Origin of the sequence: Flavihumibacter sp. (assembly GCF_036676075.1) — a bacterium.
Lineage (GTDB): Bacteria > Bacteroidota > Bacteroidia > Chitinophagales > Chitinophagaceae > Flavihumibacter.
The window spans coordinates 485,559-507,596 of record NZ_JAKFDQ010000009.1; the positions used below are offsets into that span (position 1 = coordinate 485,559).

At 41.4% G+C, this 22,038-nt stretch carries 18 protein-coding genes; 6 read left to right on the top strand and 12 right to left on the bottom strand.

From position 1 onward, the window contains the following. Nucleotides 1–2 precede the first annotated feature (2 nt). Nucleotides 3–581 (top strand): porin family protein, encoded by a 579-nt coding sequence (locus tag V6M43_RS10900; protein WP_332735150.1) that lies wholly within the window; start codon nt 3–5, stop codon nt 579–581. Nucleotides 582–642: 61 nt separating this feature from the next. Here the strand turns inward: V6M43_RS10900 and V6M43_RS10905 are convergent, their stop codons facing one another. Genes V6M43_RS10905 through V6M43_RS10915 form a run of 3 tightly spaced genes read right to left on the bottom strand, consistent with a single transcriptional unit; the run spans nt 643 to nt 2,122 of the window. Then, the gene (locus tag V6M43_RS10905; RefSeq protein WP_039129435.1) at nt 643–846 is read right to left on the bottom strand and encodes a dodecin family protein; all 204 of its coding nucleotides are present in this window, start codon (nt 844–846) and stop codon (nt 643–645) included. Between the two features lie 25 nt (nt 847–871). Then, nucleotides 872–1,186 carry a hypothetical protein gene (locus V6M43_RS10910; RefSeq protein ID WP_039129432.1) on the bottom strand — a complete coding sequence of 105 codons (315 nt, stop codon included), beginning with the start codon at nt 1,184–1,186 and terminating at the stop codon, nt 872–874. 48 nt (nt 1,187–1,234) lie between these two features. After that, nucleotides 1,235–2,122 (bottom strand): hypothetical protein, encoded by an 888-nt coding sequence (locus V6M43_RS10915; RefSeq protein WP_332735153.1) that lies wholly within the window; start codon nt 2,120–2,122, stop codon nt 1,235–1,237. A 212-nt stretch (nt 2,123–2,334) separates the two neighbouring features. On the opposite strand from V6M43_RS10915, the gene gyrA reads away from it, so the two are divergent. Both gyrA and V6M43_RS10925 read left to right on the top strand, forming a co-directional pair. After that, nucleotides 2,335–4,947, top strand: a complete 2,613-nt coding sequence (gyrA, locus tag V6M43_RS10920) for a DNA gyrase subunit A (RefSeq protein ID WP_332735155.1) — start codon at nt 2,335–2,337, stop codon at nt 4,945–4,947. A gap of 35 nt (nt 4,948–4,982) precedes the next feature. Next, entirely contained in the window at nt 4,983–6,266 is a 1,284-nt protein-coding gene (locus V6M43_RS10925; RefSeq protein ID WP_332735157.1) for a tetratricopeptide repeat protein, read from the top strand. Between the two features lie 247 nt (nt 6,267–6,513). Here the strand turns inward: V6M43_RS10925 and V6M43_RS10930 are convergent, their stop codons facing one another. Continuing rightward, nucleotides 6,514–7,785 carry an NAD(P)/FAD-dependent oxidoreductase gene (locus V6M43_RS10930; RefSeq protein ID WP_332735159.1) on the bottom strand — a complete coding sequence of 424 codons (1,272 nt, stop codon included), beginning with the start codon at nt 7,783–7,785 and terminating at the stop codon, nt 6,514–6,516. 68 nt (nt 7,786–7,853) lie between these two features. Next, the gene (serA, locus tag V6M43_RS10935; RefSeq protein WP_332735161.1) at nt 7,854–9,086 is read right to left on the bottom strand and encodes a phosphoglycerate dehydrogenase; all 1,233 of its coding nucleotides are present in this window, start codon (nt 9,084–9,086) and stop codon (nt 7,854–7,856) included. Between the two features lie 139 nt (nt 9,087–9,225). Here serA and V6M43_RS10940 point away from each other — a divergent pair, with 139 nt between their 5' ends. The 3 genes from V6M43_RS10940 to V6M43_RS10950 are packed head-to-tail and all read left to right on the top strand — an operon-like array spanning nt 9,226 to nt 13,057. Then, nucleotides 9,226–10,440: a serine hydrolase domain-containing protein gene (locus V6M43_RS10940; RefSeq protein ID WP_332735163.1), complete on the top strand. Its 1,215-nt coding sequence runs from the start codon at nt 9,226–9,228 to the stop codon at nt 10,438–10,440. A 39-nt stretch (nt 10,441–10,479) separates the two neighbouring features. Beyond that, a complete protein-coding gene (locus tag V6M43_RS10945; protein ID WP_332735165.1) occupies nt 10,480–11,985 on the top strand; it encodes an NAD(P)H-hydrate dehydratase in 1,506 nt (501 codons plus the stop codon). Nucleotides 11,986–11,992: 7 nt separating this feature from the next. Next, complete coding sequence (locus V6M43_RS10950) at nt 11,993–13,057, top strand: proline iminopeptidase-family hydrolase (protein WP_332735167.1); 1,065 nt, start codon at nt 11,993–11,995, stop codon at nt 13,055–13,057. Nucleotides 13,058–13,090: 33 nt separating this feature from the next. Here the strand turns inward: V6M43_RS10950 and V6M43_RS10955 are convergent, their stop codons facing one another. From V6M43_RS10955 to V6M43_RS10985, 7 genes are all read right to left on the bottom strand, one after another. After that, a complete protein-coding gene (locus V6M43_RS10955) occupies nt 13,091–14,254 on the bottom strand; it encodes a sialidase family protein (protein WP_332735169.1) in 1,164 nt (387 codons plus the stop codon). Between the two features lie 2 nt (nt 14,255–14,256). After that, nucleotides 14,257–15,756, bottom strand: coding sequence for a sialate O-acetylesterase (locus tag V6M43_RS10960; protein ID WP_332735171.1), 1,500 nt, complete (start codon nt 15,754–15,756; stop codon nt 14,257–14,259). Then, on the bottom strand, nt 15,753–16,940 hold the full coding sequence (locus V6M43_RS10965) for an AGE family epimerase/isomerase (RefSeq protein WP_332735173.1): 1,188 nt from the start codon (nt 16,938–16,940) through the stop codon (nt 15,753–15,755). The genes V6M43_RS10960 and V6M43_RS10965 overlap by 4 nt, the downstream gene beginning before the upstream one ends. Before the next feature lie 17 nt (nt 16,941–16,957). Beyond that, entirely contained in the window at nt 16,958–18,205 is a 1,248-nt protein-coding gene (locus V6M43_RS10970; protein ID WP_332735175.1) for an MFS transporter, read from the bottom strand. Between the two features lie 8 nt (nt 18,206–18,213). Further along, a complete protein-coding gene (locus tag V6M43_RS10975) occupies nt 18,214–19,434 on the bottom strand; it encodes a hypothetical protein (protein WP_332735177.1) in 1,221 nt (406 codons plus the stop codon). Next, nucleotides 19,379–20,320 carry a dihydrodipicolinate synthase family protein gene (locus V6M43_RS10980; RefSeq protein WP_332735179.1) on the bottom strand — a complete coding sequence of 314 codons (942 nt, stop codon included), beginning with the start codon at nt 20,318–20,320 and terminating at the stop codon, nt 19,379–19,381. The genes V6M43_RS10975 and V6M43_RS10980 overlap by 56 nt, the downstream gene beginning before the upstream one ends. A gap of 132 nt (nt 20,321–20,452) precedes the next feature. Then, a complete protein-coding gene (locus V6M43_RS10985; RefSeq protein ID WP_332735181.1) occupies nt 20,453–22,033 on the bottom strand; it encodes a RagB/SusD family nutrient uptake outer membrane protein in 1,581 nt (526 codons plus the stop codon). Nucleotides 22,034–22,038 lie beyond the last annotated feature (5 nt).

Consider the following 22,038-nt stretch of genomic DNA (forward strand, 5'->3'; position numbering starts at 1 on the left):
TTATGAAAAAGTTATTAATCTTTTTTTTTCTGGGTTTCGCGATGACCTCGAATGCTCAGAAATTTCAATTGGGTGCAAAGGGCGGGGTGAATATTAGCAATTATACCGGAGATGACATTGAGAGTAATGCCCTGGTAGGCTTTCACCTCGGAGCCTTCATTAATTTCATGTTTGGTGATAATTTATCTCTTCAGCCCGAAGTGCTTTTTTCAACTCAGGGAACCAAGTTTGAAGATGCCGGTGATGAACAGGATTGGAAAGTGAATTACCTTAATATCCCCGTTATGTTGAAATATCGCTTCAATAGAGGATTTTTTGTGGAAGCTGGTCCACAGATTGGTTTGAAACTCTCTGAAGATCTGGGTGGAGAGACTTCGGAGGATTTAATTAAAAATTCAGATGTTTCCGCCGCGGTTGGATTAGGTTTTCATGGAAAAAGTGGCCTGGGTATCGGAGCAAGGTATAATATGGGGCTTTCAAAAATTGCTGATTTCGAATTTGAAGGAGTGAAGCCTGATGTTAAGAACAGTGTTATTCAGTTAAGCATTTTTTACACCTTATTCAACAATAGGGACCGTTAAGCAGAGGTTATCTATATTCCGTATAAATAATAAGTCCCGCATTGCGGGACTTATTATTTGATTATGATTCCAAACGGAAGGAGATCTTACATATAAGTCCATAGCTGGAAACTTTTCCATCTTTCACATGAACTTTAATGTCTTTTACATATACAGAATCAATGTTCCGAATAGTCTTAGAAGCCTCAGCTACAGCATTCTGTATAGCATCATCGATGCTTTTTTCTGAAGAGGCGATAACCTCGATCACTTTTACGATTGGCATATGTTTGGTTTTATATAATGAGAAATTACTGAATTAACTTAATGTTACCCAGTTCCATCGTGTTATTATTATTTATCTGTATGTCTGCAAACTGATGATCTTTATAAGGGGCTACGGCATCTATTAGAAGTGTATATTTTCCAGGCTTTACAGATAGATTAAAACTGCTCCCAATGTGGCGGGATTGAATAGTGTCTTTCCCATTAATTAACCATACATTGCGTAAAGCCATTGCTGGTACAACCTGGCCTTTAATATTACAAACTGTTCTCTCTTTTGCTGCTTCCAGTGTAGTGACTGCTGCAATGGTACCCAATAGTACCCATGTTGATTTGGTCATGATTTCCCTGATTTTTAAATGCTAACGGTAAGGGATGGAGGAAAAACGCTAGTATTCAATGACCGTGCCAAGCCCATTGATACCGATGATGCGGGTGCGGATTGCAACGCCATATTTGCTTTCAGGGACAGCTATTGTGATTGTCTGGGAAGGTTGGACTGATCCAATTAAAACGTTTTCGGTATGGTGTATCACCTGGTTCTTCTGGATGAAATCAATTGCCACCACAACATCTTGCAGAGGTTTAGCGCTGGTATTGGTAACAGAAAGTTTGAGGCCTGATATCCCTCCAAAAAGGCCAACTGAGTAATCGGATCTCACTATAGTGAGATGCCTCTTAAGGGAAGCAAATTCAAGAACCGGGTTAGGTGGAATTGTTGATAGGTTATTATCATCATTATTATTTCCCGGCATATTTGAAACCATGGAAGCCATCTCGGGAACTATATTATCCCGGCTCTCGTCGTTTTTTTGTTGTGATCGTTTTCCGGAGGTGCCGAAGTAGATTCCAAAAGAAAGAAGTAGTATAAGTGCACCGGCAATGTATATTCTGTTTCCTTGCTTTTCTGAATGATTCTGGACACTAAGTTGACTTTCTAGGCTCTCTGTCACATTGGCTGAAAACAAGCCTTCATCTGTAACGGCGGATGTTATTTCCCTTGCCGGAAGAATGACCGATACATATTTTCGAGTATATGTTCCCAGTTGTGACCTCGGCCAGGATGAATTTTCATGGTGGTGAACAGTGCTATAGAGGTCATCTTCAGCTACTGGTGCGTAAGCCACAAGTTCTTCAAATTCACAGGGGTATTTCCATGATGCGCTTTTCCCTTCTGACCAAACAAGGTCGTAGGCTTTAAGTTGCAACCGGACCAACTCTTCAAAAGAATATGGTCCGGATTCAATGTTATTTCGCAACAATCTATACTGTTGCATACCCATCATTTTTGTAGTTATAAATCAGGCAAGACTGTAAAATATCCCGGACTATAAATGTACAAAAAAGCCTTGGTACCGAAGGTGGAAAAAATGGGTTTAAAATGGTCATTTTGTTAAGGTTTTAAGGCTTAAAAATGGTAGATTTGCCAACCTTTTGGGAAGCTATTTTCACAATAATCAAATACCGCACCGGCGGTTAAATATTAAGCATGGAAGAAAATCTGACGCCACTGGAAACAAATGACTCCAACCGCATCGTCCAGATCAATATTGAAGAACAGATGAAAACGGCCTATATCGATTATTCGATGTCGGTTATCGTTGGTCGCGCACTTCCCGATGTTAGGGATGGTCTGAAGCCGGTTCACCGCCGCATTCTTTTTGCGATGAACGATCTGGGTATGTCCTTCAATAAGCCCTTTAAAAAATCAGCGCGTATTGTTGGAGAAGTATTGGGTAAGTACCATCCACACGGAGATTCTTCTGTATATGATGCAATTGTGAGGATGGCACAGGAGTGGAGTATGCGTCACACACTTGTTGATGGCCAGGGAAACTTTGGTAGCCAGGACGGTGATGGCCCTGCCGCAATGCGATATACGGAGGTTAGGATGCAACGGATCGGGGAAGCGATGCTTCAGGATATTGAGAAAGATACCGTTGACTTCCAGTTAAACTTTGATGACTCGCTCCAGGAACCAACGGTTTTGCCAACCCGCATTCCACAGTTGCTGGTGAATGGTTCAACTGGTATTGCCGTGGGGATGGCTACTAATATGATGCCGCATAACCTGGGTGAAGTTGTTGATGGATGTATTGCATATATTGATAATCGTGAACTCACGGCAGAAGATCTGATTAAATATGTAAAAGCTCCGGATTTTCCAACCGGTGGAACAATTTGGGGAATGGATGGGGTAAGGCAGGGATTGCTCACTGGCAGAGGCAGGGTAGTGCTGCGTGGCAAAATGCATGTTGATACTAAGCCCAGCGGGCGTGAGCAGATAATAATCACTGAAGTTCCTTACCAGGTGAACCGGGATGCACTTTGTGATAAGATCGGACAGCTGGTAGTTGGAAAAGTAATTGAAGGCATTGCGCATGTAAACAATGAATCAAACCAGAAAGAAGGTACCCGTATCGTTATTGACCTGAAAAGAGATGCAGTAGCCAATGTGGTTATAAATATGTTGTTCAAATTCACTGAACTGCAAACTTCATTTGGTATTAATAATGTGGCATTGGTAAAAGGTCGTCCCAAGACACTTAACCTAAAAGAACTGATCCATGAATTTGTTGAGTTCAGGCATGAAGTGGTGGTTCGGCGTACAAAGTTTGAACTGAAAGAGGCCCAGAAACGAGCTCATTTATTGCTTGGTTACCTGATTGCTCTTGATCATCTGGATGAGGTAATAGCACTGATAAGAAGTTCTGCAACTCCCGACATTGCCAAAGAAAACCTGGTAAATGCCGGATGGGGCCTGGATGAAATACAAGCTAAAGCAATCCTTGAATTGAGATTACAGAGGCTTACTGGTATGGAGCGCGACAAGATCCGTGAAGAATATGATGAACTGATGAAACTTATCACGCATTTGCAGGAATTACTTTCGAATGAAGGAATGCGTTATGACGTTATAAAAACGGAATTACTTGAGGTTAAGGAAAAGTTTGCAACACCTCGTAAATCAGAGATTACATACCTGGCAGATGAAATGAATATCCTTGATTTCATCGCTGAAGAAGATGTAGTTATTACGATTTCCCATCTGGGTTATATCAAAAGAACCTCCGCAACAGAATACCGTCAACAACGCCGCGGAGGCAGGGGGGCAATTGGAGGTAAAACAAGGGACGAGGATTTTATTGAGCATATTTTGGTTGCATCAACCCATCATAGTTTGATATTCTTTACGGAGAAGGGAAGATGTCATTGGATGAAGGTTTATGAAGTGCCTGAAGGAGAAAAGAATAGTAAAGGCCGTGCCATTCAGAATCTAATGCAGCTGCCCCCTGATGACAAGGTTCGGGCAATTATTGATGTGGCTAATCTGGATGATAAGGATTTTGTCCAGAGTCATTATATTGTACTTTGTACTAAGCAGGGAATTATTAAGAAGACCCTTCTTGAAGATTTTAGCAGGCCACGTCAAACTGGCGTAAATGCTATTACCATTGTGGAGGGCGACCAGTTGCTTGATGCCCGCATGACCGATGGGAGCAGTGAGATCATGATGGCGGTTAAAAGCGGTAGAGCCATCCGATTCCCGGAATCCAAGGTCCGTCCAACCGGCCGTGGAGCAATTGGTGTTACCGGTATCGAAGTGGATGAAAAAAATGATGAAGTTATTGGTATGATTTGTGTCAAAAAGGACGATATTGAAAAAACTGTCCTCGTGGTAAGTGAAAAAGGATTTGGTAAGCGTACTGAGATTGATGAATACAGAATTACAAATCGAGGTGGTAAAGGTGTCAAAACAATCAATGTTACCGATAAGACAGGCCCGCTTGTGGGTATTTTGGATGTAACTGAGAAAGAGGATCTTATGATTACTTGTAAGAGTGGATTGACGATCAGGACCTCCATTGCAGATATCCGTGCAGCAGGAAGAGCCACCCAGGGTGTAAAACTTATTAGTCTCCAGGGAGCGGATGAAATTGCGGCAATTACTAAGCTTGATGAGGTGGAAGATATTCCGGCAGTAGAAAGTGAAGGAAATGTGAATGCTTTTGTAGAAGGAAGCTCTGACACAACCAATCAGGAAGGAAATCCATCTAATGACGCGGAGAATACCGGAGAAGAAGAACCTCAAAACAATTAATTATTTTTAAAACCTTCAAACATAAAAATAGTCTGATGAAAAGATTCCTACTTACGACGTTGCTTGCAAGTGCCATTCTGGGTGCATCAGCGCAGAACCTGGAAAAGATAAAGGACCAGGTTAAGAAGAAAAATTATACTGAAGCAAAAACCCAGATTGACCAGTTCCTCGCAAATGAAAAAAATGCCAAGAATTCGGAAGCATTGTATACAAAGGCCAAGATCTACAACGAGATTGCTCAGGACCCGGCTTTAGCGGCGAGCAATCCGGATGCACGGTGGACAGCATTTGAAACACTGAAGCAGTATGTCGCTTCTGATGAAAAAGGCGAAGTAGTATTGCTGCAACTAGATAATTACAAACCTCTGATGGATATGTACCAGGGTTACTTTAAGGCAGGGGCAGAAGACTATAATGCAAATCGCTTTGAGCCGGCATACGGCAATTTCAAGAATTGCCTGGCGGTAAGTGAGTATATGGCTGAAAAAAAATGGAGCAACGTTTCCCTCGATACAACGGTTGTGCTTTATGCCGGAATTAGTGCAGAAAAGTCTGGTAAGCGTGACGACGCGGCCCTCTATTATGGTAAACTTGCTGAAGCGAAGGTTAGTGGGGAAGGTATGGTAGAGATCTACAAATGGTTGGTGGATCATCATTATAATCAGAAAAAAGACCCTGCTGCTGCAAGTAAGTATCTGGAACTCGGTAAATCAATATACCCAACAGATCCATTCTGGGCGGCCTTTGACCTGGATATGGCCCGCGATAATGGTGATAAAAAAGTGCTATTTGAAAAATACAGATCCGTTTTAGCTACTGATCCTAACAATACTTCAATCCGGTATAATTATGCCGTTGAATTATACCAGGAAGGCTACAAGCCCGATGTTGCTCAGCGCCCTGCAGACGCCGACCAACTGATAGCGCAAGCAAAGGAAAACCTGGAAAAAGTGATTGAATTGAAACCTGATTATGCTGCTGCATATTTAGTTCTTGGACAAATTCAGTATAACCAGGGGGTGGATTATAACAATCAAAATAAAGCTATTCGTCCTCCGGCAGGTGGTAAACTCAAGCCGGAAGAACTTAAGAAAAAGGAAGAACTTCGCGGATTGATCGCTCAAAAATTCGATGCAGCAGTACCTCATTTTGAAAAAGTAGATGAACTGCTGGGCTCACAGGGTAAATTAAAAATGGATGATAAGGGATATCTTAAAGATGCCTATGATCTCCTTATAACTATTTATGACAATAAAGGGAATAAGGATAAGGTAAAGATCTATGAAGAGAAGTTTAATAATGTTGATAAAGTCCACTAATACTTTCTCATAAAATGGAAGCCGTCTCATATGAGACGGCTTTTTTATTATCTCATTGATCCACATATATTTATTGAATACTTCAATTGTTTTATAACAGTTTTGGGATATTGGTATTGCGATTAATGGAGTATGCATTTGCAGCTTGATAAGCAATGTTAAATGAGCTTACTCTCGGACTCCTAATAGACTATAATTTATATTATGTTAAATAGTATTATCCTTGCTGAATGCGATTACTCTTCTATTAAGCTTCCGCAGGCTCTTTATGGAACTCTCTAAAAATAAGACGGAGCGACTGGTCATAGGTCATATAATTGTATAACCAGTTGATAAATACAAATAGCCGGTTTTTAACCCCCAGTATCAACATCAGGTGAAGGGCCATCCAAACTAACCAGGCAAGGAAACCTCCAAAATGTAATTTAGGCTTTGGAATATCAACAACTGCCAGATTTCTTCCAACAGTAGCCATGGAGCCCTTGTCTTTATATTCAAAAGATTTCAGATCCCCTTTTCCTTGTAATATAAGGTTCAGGTTATAAGCAATGTTGTCAGCTTGTTGCATAGCAACTGGTGCAACCTGGGGATGCCCATTTGGGTAGTTTTCCGTAGGCATCAAAGCAATATCACCTACTGCAAAAACATTCTCCAATCCATTGATCCTATTATATATATCAACAGGTAACCGGTTCCCTCGCTGAGGTAGTACATTTTCCAAGCCGGCAGGGATATGCCCCCGAATCCCCGCAGCCCATATAACTGTAGCCGTGGGTATTGAATTTCCATCCTTACTACTCAGATTTCTGCCGTCATAACCTGCAACCTGTGTATTAAGTAATAATGTTACACCTAATTTAGAAAGGTATTTAGCCGCCTGCTCTGAACTCTCTGAACTCATTGTTGAAAGCACTTTGCCTGAGCCCTCTACAAGATAAATGTTCATATTGCCGAAATCCAATTCCGGATAATCTTTAGGAAGTACATAATTTTTCATTTCAGCAATTGCACCAGAAACTTCTACACCTGTTGCCCCGCCACCTACCACTACCACATTTAATAGTCTTTGAAGTTCATCCGGGTCATTTTCGGTAACCGCCGCTTCCAGGTTCTCCATCAACCGATGTCTTATTTGAAGAGCTTCAACGGTTGATTTCATTGAGAAGGCGTGGGTTTCAATTTCTTTGTTTCCAAAGAAATTGGTACCTGCCCCCGTGGCAATAACCAGTGTGTCATATGGGATTGGACCTGAATCTGTGATGACAGCTTTGGCTTCAGTATCAATCCTTTCTATGTTGGCTAATCTTATCCGAACATTCTTACTATTGTGAAATACCTTCCTTAAGGGAAAGGAAATATTGCTGGCATCCAGCCCGGCCGTGGCAACCTGGTAAAACAATGGTTGGAACTGGTGATAATTAAACCTGTCAACCAATGTTACCTCGAACCCATTTTTGTTATTTAATTCCCTTGCTAAACGGAGTCCACCGAATCCCGCTCCTGCTATTACCACTTTCATTTTATGTGTTTTAGAAACATTTCACGGTTAGCGCAAAATGCAGGCCGTATATGGAATTTGCCGGAATCTTAATAAAGGAGGCGTACTTTAATAGTATCCTTTACATCTTTCAATAATTTTTGAGCCTGGCTTGATAATTTTTTGTCGACGTCCAGCACTACATACCCGATCTCTTCATTCGTTTTGAGATACTGACCCACAATATTGATCTTATGCCTCGATAATTCAGTGTTTATTGCAGAAAGTACCCCGGGCACATTTCGGTGAATATGCAAAATACGGTGAGTTGATTCCTGCGGCGGAAGACTAAGCTCCGGCACAGTCAATGAGCCGTAACTATTTCCCATTTCCAGATACTGGAATAACTTCATGCTAACATCTTCCCCAATATTTTGCTGCGCCTCTTCGGTTGACCCACCGATATGAGGGGTTAAGATAACATTGGGTAGATCCTGAAGAGGACTTTGAAATCTCTCCCCGTTTTTTTCTGGTTCCCACGGAAAAACGTCAATTGCGGCTCCACTTAATTGTCCTTCCACCAAATATTTGCGTAGGGCATCCAGATCTACTACTTCCCCCCTTGCATAGTTCAGTAAAATGCCGCCCTTTTTGAAATATTTCAGGATAGATTTGTTGATCATGTTTTTTGTCTGGTTCGTATCTGGCACATGCAGGGTTATTATATCAGATTCAGATACCAGTTCCTTAAGAGATTTGCAGGGAATAGCATTTCCCAGAGGAAGTTTTGTTAAAATATCATAATACTTAACCTTCATCCCCATTGCTTCTGCCATGATGCTTACCTGTGTGCCAATATTTCCGTAGCCAATGATTCCCAATGTTTTACCTCTTAATTCATAACTTCCTTTTGCATCTTTCATCCAAATTCCTTCATGGGCTGATTTATTTTTATCGGGTATCCGACGAATCAGCATAATTGAAAGTCCGATCACGAGTTCAGCTACTGATCTGGTATTTGAATAGGGTGCATTGAACACAGCGATTCCTTTTTTGGTAGCAGCTTTTAGATCGATCTGGTTTGTACCGATGCAAAAAGCACCAATTGCCTGCAACTTTGTTGCAGCTTCAAGCACTTTCTCTGTTACGATAGTCTTGGAGCGGATACCCAATAAATGGACGTCTTTGATTTCGCGAATAAGATCAGCTTCTGATAAAGCGCCTGTTAGCTTTCTTACCGAGGCGTATCCCTTCTGTTGAAAATTTTTAACTGCTTTGTCGCTAATGTTTTCGAGGAATAAAATGTTGATTTTGTCTTTTGGATAACTGGTTGTTGGTTCCATATTTTTTGCTTGCTATGTACAAATATCCCTGATTTAGCCCATAATTCCTTGCAGGAAAATACCTTGCGGCATAAGATTTGCCTATCCCAATGCGTTATATTTGTCGAATCCAGATCCTTACCAGATAAAAAACAATGTATTGAAAAACAGATTAGTACAATTGATTCTGCTAAGTGCAGTCCTATATGGCTGCCGTCAACAAGCGGACAAAAAAATTGCCAGTGAAGCTGCAACCCAGCCCCCTGTGGAAGTTTTTCAGGTTGGGTATGCCGATAAAATGACGGCTGTTAAATACGAATCTGCTATTAATACTTTTTTTAACCGGAATTTAGGTTCAAGAGGGTTTAATGGTTCCTGGCTGGTTGCAAAGGATGGTGAGATTATTTCTGAAGGATACAAAGGTTATCGCGATCCCTTGCAGAAAGACAGTGAACTGACCTCAACTGATGCCTTTCACCTCGCTTCAGTGTCAAAAACCTTCACTGCAATGGCGGTCCTTAAACTCTGGGAAGAGGGCAAACTTTCACTGGATGCAGATCTCTCAACATTTTTTGCTGAATTTCCTTACCCCGGCACCACTGTCAAGATGTTGCTGAACCATCGAAGCGGTCTTCCCAACTATACCAATTACCTCGATGTTTATAAGTGGGATAAGAAAAAGCTGGCAACAAATCTGGATGTTCTTACTACCCTCTACACCCTTAAGCCAGGATTACAATTTCCAACTGGCAAGCGCTTTAGTTATTGTAATACAAACTATGCCCTGCTTGCTCTTATCATAGAAAAGGTATCAGGTCAAACATATCATGATTACCTGACGGAAACATTTTTCCGCCCGCTCCAAATGAATGATACCTATGTGTTTCGCGAGGTGGATTTTGATCGTTCTCTCCCCTCCTTTGAATGGAATAACCGGAAATATGGCCTTGAATTCATGGATCTGGTTTATGGTGATAAGAATATTTACAGTACCGTTCGCGACATGCTTAAATGGGACCAGGCGCTTTATAACAATAAGCTATTCAAAGATTCAACACTGTTGGCTGCATTTTCGGGTTACAGTTATGAAAAGGCAGGAACACGTAATTATGGTCTGGGCTGGCGTTTAACCGAAGTGGAAAATGGAAAGAAAATCGTTTATCACAATGGTTGGTGGCATGGTAACAACACTGTTTTTATAAGGCTTCCTGAAGAGAATGCAACTATCATTGTTCTAGGTAATAAATTTAATAGAGGAATTTACAAGGCAAAGCAACTCTGTGATCTTTTTGGAGATTACCGCCAAAGCAATAATCGCTTTCAGGATAAGGAAATGGAGAACAACGAGACAATGGTTGGAGGCGGCTCCAATTAAAGCAAACAATTCACTACATTCTTTTTTGTACATTTCGGTATGGTAGTGTTATCAGCCGAACAAGTTCATGGTTGGGATAATTTCACCATGTACAAGGAATCAATTGCTTCCATCGATCTGATGGAAAGAGCCTCTTTAAAGTGTGTTGAATGGATTGAATCCAATGGGCTATTAAATCATCAATTTGCTATTTACTCTGGTAAAGGCAATAATGGGGGTGATGGACTTGCCATTGGTCGACTTTTACATGAAAAAGGATGCCAGGTTGAAATTTATATCCTTGAGTTTGGGCATTTGGGCACACATGATTTCCAGCAAAACTTACAAAGGCTCCATGCCCTACCAGTTAATATACACTTCCTTCAGCCCGGCACCAATCTTCCGGAAATTCCTGATGAAACGATTGTGGTTGATGCCTTACTTGGTACGGGAATCAATCGCGCTGCAGATGGTTTTATGGCCGGCCTCATTCAACATATCAATGCCTCAAAGAATATTGTTATCAGTATTGATCTGCCAAGCGGTATGTTTTGTGATATTGCCACCATTCCTAATACTTGTATTGATGCAACTGTAACACTTAGTTTTCAGTGCTTTAAACCTGCCTTCCTCGTTGCAGAAAATGCTTCTTTTTTTGGAAAACTTTTCATTTTGGATATTGGTCTTGCAAATGAATATTTATCAACAATAACACCAGAGTATGAGTTGATGGACAATGTTATCGCATCTGGGATAATCAGGCCCCGACCGCCTTTTGCACATAAAGGAAATTTCGGTCACGCCTTATTGTTTGCAGGCTCAGAAGGTAAAATGGGTGCTGCTATACTTGCGGCTAAAGCATGTCTCCGCACTGGCGCAGCTCTCTTAACCTGTATGGTGCCACATGATGGATTGGCAATCATACAAACAGCCCTGCCAGAGTCGATGGCCATTCTTGCTTCCAAAACCGATGCTAATCTTCCCCTACCCCCGCTCGATATGTATACTATTATTGGTGCGGGCCCGGGAATTGGTACTGGCGAATCAAGTGCCCAACATCTGCATGAAATTCTAAAGGCATCTACGAAACCTATAGTGATAGATGCCGATGCACTGAATATTCTTTCTAAGAATGCAGACTGGCTAAATTTGCTTCAACCATTTTCAATTCTTACACCTCATCCAAAAGAGTTTGATCGGATTGCAGGATTACATGATTCCGATTTTGCACGTATAGCCACTGCAAGAAGATTAGCTAAAAAGTATCAGCTTATAATAATACTGAAAGGTCACAGGACCCTGATTGCCATGCCAGGGGGACGTGCGTGGTTTAATACAAGCGGGAATGCCTCCATGGCAAAAGGGGGAAGCGGGGATGTGCTAACGGGAATGATTACAGGCTTACTTTCGAGAGGGTATGCACCAGAACAAGCAGCCCTGCTGGGAGTTTATCTACACGGACTTGCTGGTGAACTTGCAAGCGATATTCATGGGATGGAATCTGTGCTGGCAAGTGATATAGTTGAAAATATCGGTAAGGCGTTTAAGGCATTAGAAAACAAATAACATTTATATGAAACTATCCTTTCCCAAGGTCCTAACAAGTTTAATGATCCTGAGCCTTTTTTCAGGCTCATGCCAAACCAACGAAAGTCAGGCACCTGAAGAAACAGACAATAAGAACTATTTTTTATCCAGCGAAGAAGGCGTAAGAACAGGTGGTGTAAAAATTATTCCGATCGAAACCCCAAAAGGCCGCTTCAAAGTATGGACGAAACGTTTTGGGAATAATCCCAGGATCAGATTATTACTATTAAATGGAGGTCCGGGTGCAACCCACGAGTATTTTGAGTGTTTAGAGAGTTATCTGCCAGCGGAGCAGATCGAATTCATTTATTATGATCAATTGGGCTGCGGCAATTCTGACAATCCAAATGATACGGCTATGTGGGACCTTGCACGTTATGTTGAAGAAGTAGAACAAGTTCGTAAAGCGCTTGATCTGAATAAGGATAATTTTTATTTGCTTGGTCATAGTTGGGGTGGAATTCTTGCAATGGAATATGCATTGAAATATCAGGATCAATTAAAGGGCCTGATAATTTCGAATATGATGTCAAGCTGTCCGGATTATGGTAAGTATGCCGATGAAGTACTTGCAGCTCAAATGGATCCGAAAGTACTGGATAGCATTCGGGCAATTGAATCGCGGGGCGACTTTGCAAACCCTCGTTACATGGAATTATTGATGCCAAATTTTTATGCAAAACATGTTTGCCGGCTACCGATGGATAAGTGGCCTGAACCCATGACAAGATCCTTAGGTAAAACCAATCAATCACTTTACGTAACCATGCAGGGGCCAAGTGAATTTGGCATAGCCGGAAAGTTAGAGAAATGGGATCGGAAGGCTGACCTTTCCCGGCTAACTATACCTGTTATGACAATTGGTGCAAAGCATGATACAATGGATCCCGAGCACATGAAATGGATGGCCGGCCAGGTTCAGAACGGCACTTATCTTTATTGCCCTAACGGTAGCCATATGAGCATGTATGATGATCAGGAAACCTATATCAACGGTTTAATTAAATTTTTGAAAGGTGTGGATGCAGGTAAGAATAAAAATGTTCTTTGATGGACGAATCAAAAATGTTGGTGTTTAGGCTTCTTACCATTTTATTGCTTTGAATACAATCCTGGAATAATTTTCTTTTTCATAAAGTACACCGATCTTCTTTCTTGATAATTTAGCAAGGTCAGAATAGGCTGTAAAATCTCTTTGTTTATCATTGTTACTCTTATCTACAATAATACTTTTTGAATATTGAAGTCCATCATTATAACTGATCCGTAATGTTAGATTATCTCGTCTTCTGGTGTCGGCAGCGTTGCAAAATGCTATGATATTCTTTCCTTTCTTTTTACCAACAGTGATGATGCTTCCCTGATTAACCGGATCTGGAAGATTGGTATCAAAATAGGTAGTATCCCAGCTTTCACCACCATTGCTGCTTATACTAACAATACGTGCACGAATATCACCCTGCTGATTACGCGAGTTCATCATTAGTTTGTCGCCAGACATTTCTGTAGCCATAGATTCATTTCCTCCCGGCGTACTCACTGTTTGGGATAGCCTGAAACTGCTGCCATGGTCATCTGTGAAGAAACCGTGTGCCTTATAATCCTCCGCTTTTGGTAGCGGATCTCCCTCGGAATGATTTGCTGCCACAAAAATCCTTCCTTTGTACTTTCCTGAACCAAATTGCATAGCGTGTCCGGGCGTATTTGCATAACTTCTCCAATCTTCAGAAAAATTATATGATGGATTCAATTGTGGCTGCCTGGGGCGATGTGTTTGTACAGTGATGTTAACAGGCTCTGACCATGTTAGTCCGCCATCCGTTGAAGTCTTGTACCATACCTCCCTAAGTCCATTACCTTTTCTTACCTCCCCTTCATGGTTATTGCCCGTATTGTAAAACAAGAAAATTCTGCCTCCTGGAAAAGCAGGATCATAAAGGTCAACTACTGGTGCGGGATTGCCTGCCTGCATCTGATCGTAGTCCACAACAGTCTGAAGAGTGCTCCAACTTTTGCCTTTATCAGTACTTTTCTTTAATACAATATTGATATCGCCAAAATCTCCCGCATTGTTTACCCGCCCCTCCGCAAAAGCAAGTAAGCTGCCGTCAGGAAGTTTTATAATTGCCGGTATACGATAACTCTTATGTCCCTCATTTCCGGATACAAAAACAGGAACTGCTTTATCTTGTCCAAAAGACTGAAGGGAGAACAATACTATTAAGATTGAGAAGATAATCTTAACCATGATTATTTTATTTTTACTTTAAATGTTGATGCAGGAAGCTTTTCGCTATTCACGAGATTGCCGTCACTAAATGGTTTCCAGCCATAATAGATATATTCAGGTTTGAAGTTAACGCTGACTATAATTTTCTTTTTAATAATTAAGGCCTTAACATCATTGATGCCATCCACAGAAAAACCACGTAGGCCATTTTCATCAGAAGTTTGAAGGCCTTTTATCGCATGTTTGAATCGCAGAATGACTTTACCTTTCTTGTACTTCACAAGTGTGGGTTTTGGACCTGAATATTCAATATCCCTATGCCCATAATGAAAGTGTAATGCCAGCTTTGAAAGCCTCTCCCCTACCGTTTTCTTATCTCTTGGATGCACATCATTTCGTGCTCCGATATCACTGCTTACTGCCATGCCTCCATACTTCACTTCGTCGGATAACTTACGTTGTTCATTACGGAACAAAGGCCAGTAGGTTGATCGGTAATTAGTGGTATCAATTGAGGAAAGCTGAACCCAGTAAAATGGCAACGCAGGCTGATTAAATGTATTTCGATAATCCTTGATCATAAGGTTCATCAGGCTCCGGTATTCAAAAACCCGCGACATTTCCAATGAATTTGTTTCACCCTGGTATAAGATAACGCCTGCAATAGGATAGTGCTTTATCGGTAAAATACCCGCCTCATAAGCAAATCCAGGTTTGTAAGGATGGTTTGGGCCATCTGGTTGTACATTCGCTTTTTCTACAGTAATATTCTGAAAGCCGCGTTCCCTTGACCATGCAGGTAATTCCTGGTTATATAACCAGTTACCTTCGATCTTCCTGCTAAACAATGAATCTGAAGACAATGCTTTTCTACTGATAAAAGTTTCCAGAGGCGCACCTCCTATGGACAGATTAATGAGCCCGATAGGGATGCCTTCTTTTCTTGTAAGTTCTTTTGCAAAGTAATATCCGATAGCACTCATATTCTTTACTGTATTGCTATCGCATTGTTCCCAATTACCCTGATAGAAATCTTCCGTATTCATCTTTTTCAATATAGAATCTGAAAACGGAATTCCATAAATTCCTTTCCCTGCATATACAGGATTGTAGAATCTTATAAGAGGTTGATCTGTTTTATTTATTTCCTCCCTATAGAAATTATCCTTTGAAAACGGCCATTCCATATTTGATTGACCAGTACATAGCCAGATATCCCCAATGAGTAGATTGTTTAAATAGATACTGTCATTTTCTGATCGGATTATGACCTTTGAAGGTAAAGTGCTTGCTTTTTGTTGAGGGAATTCAATCACCCAGGTAGAGTCAATACCAGTTATTGTAGTCTGTTCTTTATTCAGAAATTTAATGGTGACTTTTTTACCCGGCAGCGCCCGCCCCCTGAAATTAATGGGATGGTTCCTTTGCAATACCATATTATCAGAAAACAATTCATCAATCTGTAATTGTGAAAAGGAGATAACTGGTGTCAGCAATAAAAGGAATAAAAACTTTATCATGATTGCTGGAGGTGTTCTTTAAGTATCTGAGTGCAAATCCATTCCTGTCGGGGTAGGTGAAAAGGACCTTTAAAAAGATTTCCTTTTGCTGTTTGGGCAATTGTTCCATCTCTATGTAAGTATCCAAACCATTCTCCGTTTTCCCTGTCATGAAATTTGTTATAGGAATAATCATGTACCATCTTATGCCATTCAGCGTATTTAGAATTCCCTGTCATCAGGAACGCAAGTAAGGTAGCGATGATTGTTTCATTATGTGGCCACCAGAATTTCATGTCCTGCCAATATTCCTGTACCGGTTTATTATAAACATCCCTGAAATAAAGTATCCCACCATATTCTTTATCCCATCCCCTCTCCCACATATAATCCAACATACGGCAACCGAGAGAAATAAGATCAGGATCATTATTGCGCTTTCGGGCTTCATAAAGTATGAACCACGCCCCTTCAATAGCATGCCCGGGATTAAGTGTTCGGCCATCAATGTGGTCAATAATACTGCCATCAGGTGCAACCTGTTCCATCACACATTTTATATCATCCTTTACAAATTTATCTTCTATCTGACCTATCCAGGTACTAATCCATTCATCACAACGATCATCCCCAATCGTCTCCCGAAGTTGCTGAGCAGTATTCATCATGATCATCGGAACACCGATTCCAATGGAAGGGCGGGTATCAAAATATTTAGGCTGCAGCAGGCCCTTGGTGGTTGAATATTCAATACACTTTCCGAAAAGAAATCTGGATTTATTTGCCGCTTCCTTGTCACCGCTGGCAAGCGAATAAGCGGCCATGGCAATCACTGCGAATGTTTCTGAAAAAAAATATCGACGTTTACGAATAGGCCTTCCATCTCTCGTAGTATGGAAGAACATCTGGCCATCCGTATCGAAGCAATGATTTATGAGGAATTCATAACCCAGCTTTGCCCCATCTAACCATTCCTGCTTTTTCTCAACAGTATTGTATAGTGTAGAAAGAAGCCAGGTGGCACGTCCCTGAATCCAAACCGCTTTATCATCATCTATCAATCTCCCATCTTGATCGCGCATCAATAGAAATCCACCATGCTCAAGGTCATAGGATCGGGGAAACCAAAAAGGAACTGTATCATCCAGCAATTGGCGCGAATAAAAATCCTTCAGTTCTATTAATTCCTGTTTAGAGTATGACATCGTTGAAAAATATTATATTAATCAGTAGACAGCTCATCGTAGTTATTCACTTTTGGCCTGAGGAAATATAACTGGATCATCAGAACAACCAATACAATTACCCCAAGCATGGCAAAACCCTTTCCAAGATTACCCGCGTCCGTTGATTTGCCAAGCAGATCAGTTATCCAGGCGCCAAAGAATACGCCGGTCATATTCATTAAACCATAAGCAGTTGCTCTGTACTTTGAAGAAACAAACTGACAGAGTATAGGCATATTATTAGCATCAAACATTCCAAAACCAAATCCGAAACAGAAGGCTGCACCAATGATGTGGAACAGTGAGTGCCCAAAACCCAGAAATAATAATGCAGGGATTGTTAGCCCCAGACCTATGGCACTCGTATAGATTCGGCCCCGTATATTTTTTTGAACCCATTTGTCGGAAAGTATACCTCCGAATATTACGCCGATGAAAGAAGAAGCGGCAATTGTAATGGTGGCAATGGGACCAGCCTGCGCCATTTCAATATTCAGGTTCTGTGCAAACAATGTTGGCAGCCAGTTTTTGGTTGCCCATCCCGGAAGGCTCGGGATAGCAAAATAAAATAGAATGATCCAGAAGGATATATTAGTCAGTAGGATCCCCATCCCTTTGAAAATGGATTCTTTGTTAGCTCCAGGTTTTAATACCATGGGTGGATCCGGGTCTGTAGTTTTTTTCTCTCGCAGAAATAAGATCAACACGAGTGAATATAGTATCCCCACCAAACCAAAACTTTGAAATGTATCTTGCCAGGAAAACTTATCGGCGATAGTTGCTCCAAATCCGCCAAGAGCCTGTCCCATATAAAGTCCTGTCATATGAATACCAATCGCAAGTGACCTTGTTCTGTCTGAGTGAAAATCAGCAATTAAGGATAAGCCTGCAGGGATATATAGTGCTTCACTCACTCCCATTACAGCTCTCAGCCAGTATAATTGGTTGAAACTGGTGGCATATCCCATGGCAAAAGTTACGCCCGACCACACAAATAGGCTTCCAATTATTAACCATTTTCGATTGAACTTGTCGGCAATGATTCCTGAAACGGGACTCATGAGTCCATAGATCCAAAGAAATATAGCCATCAGAATACCAAAATTTTCAGCCGATTGAAGTTCCACTATATCAACCTGCATGGATGGCTTCATAGTGGATAGCATTTGCCTGTCCATATAATTCAGAAGAGCCACCACCCATAATAGTCCAACCAGGATCCATGGATATTTTTTGGAGTGCATGCCGATAGTTATTTTATAAATGTTTTACCCGATAAAATATTCGGGCTTCGTATACCTGCTTTGATTTCTCCGCTGGGTATGATTATCTCATCATTCCATTTTAATGCTGTTGTTGTAACAGGCGTGTTGAAAGGAATTGAATCAGTTCTTACCCATTCATTATTCGCTGTACTATATCGAAGAATTTCGCTGCTGAAGCCTGGATGACCAGCCTGCAATAAATTCTTTTTATCAATCAGTTCTTGCTTATGAACTGTATTCTCTTCCTTAGCTATTTCAGCGATCAGCCCCTCAACTTTTGTAAACGTATCTCCTGTATCTCCCCCAAAAAGAAAAATATCCTGACTGCCTATAGCCAGGCCTGTACCCGCTGCCATCGCATAAGGCATCGATGCTTTTTTTATCCATGTATTTTTTTCGGTATCGAAAGCAAACATGGTAGAGTAGATCTCACTCACTCCCCCCACAATTCTTTTCCTCCCGCCAATAAGATAAATATTGGTTTTATCTTTTTCAATATGATTTATTAGAACAGCATGAGAAACCCGGATAGGGAGTTCCGGCATTTGCTCCCATCCTTTCGATAGATTCTCTAGGTCAAGTCTTAGAAATTTATTTGAAACGGAATCAATTGTTTCTCCACCAGCCAGGTAAAGATAGGAGCCAATGGATGTAGCAGTAGCATTAGCAACCGGAACAGGCAAAGCGGGAAGTTGATCTATTCTGATCGATTTATTATCGGGAATGTATTGAACCTTCCAAACTAAATTGGCGAGTCCGTCAGGTGTTTCTCCGCCGGCATAAATGATTCCGCCGGGTGATGCAAAATTAGCTCCATAGGCAACCGGATAAGGAAGTGAGTCTGTATGTATGAGGATTAATTCTCCATGCTGACCCCGACCATATATATAAATGGACTTATGATATTCTTTCTTCCCCCCCTCCCATGGTAATCCAAATGGAAAATTAGCTCCCCCGCCAATTACGAGATGGTCATTATATATTCCTGCAAGAGGTCCGGCCAGGCCCGTTGCCTCAGCTTTTCCGCTATCTGCAGGTAATGCTGCAGCAATTTTCCATACAATGGAAATCTCCTGCTCACCTTGATCGCAGGAAGTGGTATATGACAACATAATTATGGCTATAAGGGAAATGATTCTTTCTTTCATTGCATCAGGCATTAACAGAAAGCGGCTGGCGTGAGCAGTAGCCGGTGAACCCCAATTCATTTACATCATTTTGAAACAATGCAAATGCTTTACTGTCCATATTTCTTACCGGCAGCCTGAACTCTCCACAATCGACCCCAACAATCTTCATATATGCTTTACCGGTTGCAATGCCACCATATTTCCCTAAAAGCCTGATCATGTCAATGGACATTTGTTGGAGTGAACGGGCAGTTTCATGCTGATTGTTTTCATAGGCCTCAATCAGATCATAGTATAACGGTGCGGCATAATTGAAGGTGCTTCCAACGGCGCCTTGTGCCCCCAACGAAAGTGCCGCGAGCATGTTCTCATCACGCCCCCAGAGCATATCATACTTTCCTCCCTTAAAACGCAGACAGGAGAGAAAATCCATGAAATCTTCATGCGTATATTTAATGCCTGCAAAGTTCGGAATCAGTCCATCCACCTTTTGAAGTAGATCGATCATTGGGAAGTTAACTCCTGTGAGTACAGGGATATGATAATAATAAAAAGGCATATCAGGAACCACAGCAGCTATTGTACGGCAACACTCTGCAAGCATTTCAACATTTGCCGGTTTAAAATAAAAAGGAGCAGTAAACGAGATTGCATCCAATCCTATTTCTTTTGCATGCAAGGCCAACTCAATGCAATCAGTAATACTGGTGCCCCCTAATAAAGGCATAACGGTGAAATCCGAATCCGATCTTGTACACTTTGCCCATTCTTCAGCAACAGCTTTTTTTTCTTTTAATGTCAGCGATACGCCCTCACCTGTAGACCCGCAAATAAAGGCGCCGGTTATGCCATTATGCTTTAGAAAGGAATAATAGGAAGGTATAATGGATAGGTTCAGATTGCCATTAGCATCCATCGGTGTGAATGGAGCCGCAATCAAACCTTTTAAATGATTGTTGTGCATAAAACAGGTTTATAATTTAGTGTGTTGCTATATATAATAAAAATCCATAAAAAAGCCGGAAGCAGGAATACTTCCGGCATAATAATGAAGAAGCATTATGAACCAACCTGGCTGTTACCAGCAGCCAGAGTATTATTGGGGTTTTGCTGTCTCATATCCCGGAGTCTGGTTAACGAGAGGATCGTTTGTCCAGATACTGGGTGGAATGGGCCATAAAACCATATGTGACTGTGTAGCTTTGTCTAGTACTCCGTAAGGATGGCTCGTGCTAATGAATACCATTGGTTCACCCCCAAACTGCATGCGGCGGAGATCATACCAACGCTTTCCTTCAAAAACAAACTCTTTACTACGCTCCTCAAAGATGGCAATCTCATTTGCGTCTTTGCTTCCATTTACAAAAGGAGCAGGATCATTTGCCAGTCCACCAAAAGCCCTGTTGCGTACTGGTTGTATGTACTCCGTTGGATCTCCACCTTCGGCATTAACGATCTCCGCGAGCATTAACAACCTGTCGGCCTCACGATATACCGGCCAATCGTCTGCAAAGTATCTTTTGTTCGCATCGATGGTACCCAGGAATTTTACCAACGCGGTATTCCTAACAGTTACAGTGTATGGTTCAGTTGATGTGTTTACTTTATAGTAATCATAAAAAGTAGCATCTCTTCTTTTGTCGGCCAGATCATACGACTGATATAATTCGAACTTATAACGGTAGCGCTGGATGATCTGCTGTGAATTGGTGGCTGCAATAACCAATGGATCAACCAGGAAATTACCTACTCCTGCACTAACAGTTGAATCCTTGTAATGCTGGCCGTCGAAATTGAAGGTGGAATAGGTGAATGATGATACCCCTGGCATTTCCACTTCCCCTACCCTGTACCTTACAGTGAAGATGATCTCATTGTTGCTTTTCTTATTATAAGCGAAAACATCCTTGAAATTATTTTCAAGTGCAGGGCCAGTGATTGACGTTAGTGCCATTTTCGCATCAGCTAGATCAGCCGTGGTTCCATATACTTTTGCCGACCAGAGATATACTTCTCCTTTCAACATCAGCGCCGCATTTGGACTCCACATTGTTTTATCAGTGGACGGGGCATTACCAAATAATTCTATCGATTTATTCACATCACTCTTTATCACAGCAAGTACTTCCGCTTCTGTTGCCCTTGCCCTGCGCAGTGTAACCTGGTCTGTATTACCATTTAGTACTTCAGGCTCAAGCCACACAGGTACGCCACCATAGGTTCTGAGCAGTTGAAAATAATAGTATGCACGCATGGCGTGTGCCTGACCAAGCAGGAAATTTTTTCTATCCTCCGCCAGGAAACCAACTTCATTTACCTTCTGGATAAAAAGGTTCAATTGAAGAATGGGATTATAAAATCCTCCCCAGTTACCGACTCCTGCTGAGTTTTCATCAAGCCTTTGTTCAATGATCTGCAGTTCATTGAGTGATGTATTCTGTACATCTATATTGCTGAAACTTCCTCCACGCATTTCACCAAGTCGCAAAAACATGAACTGGTTATTGCGGAACTGATTGTGTAATCCCACCATGAAATTGGAGACCTGTGATTCGTTCTGCCAGAAGTTTCCATCTCCAAAATAATCTTCAGGGGCTAGTTCCAAAGTCTTTCGACAGGAAGAGAATGCAACGATGGCAATCATTGACATCCATATTATATGTTTAATCTTATTCATGATCT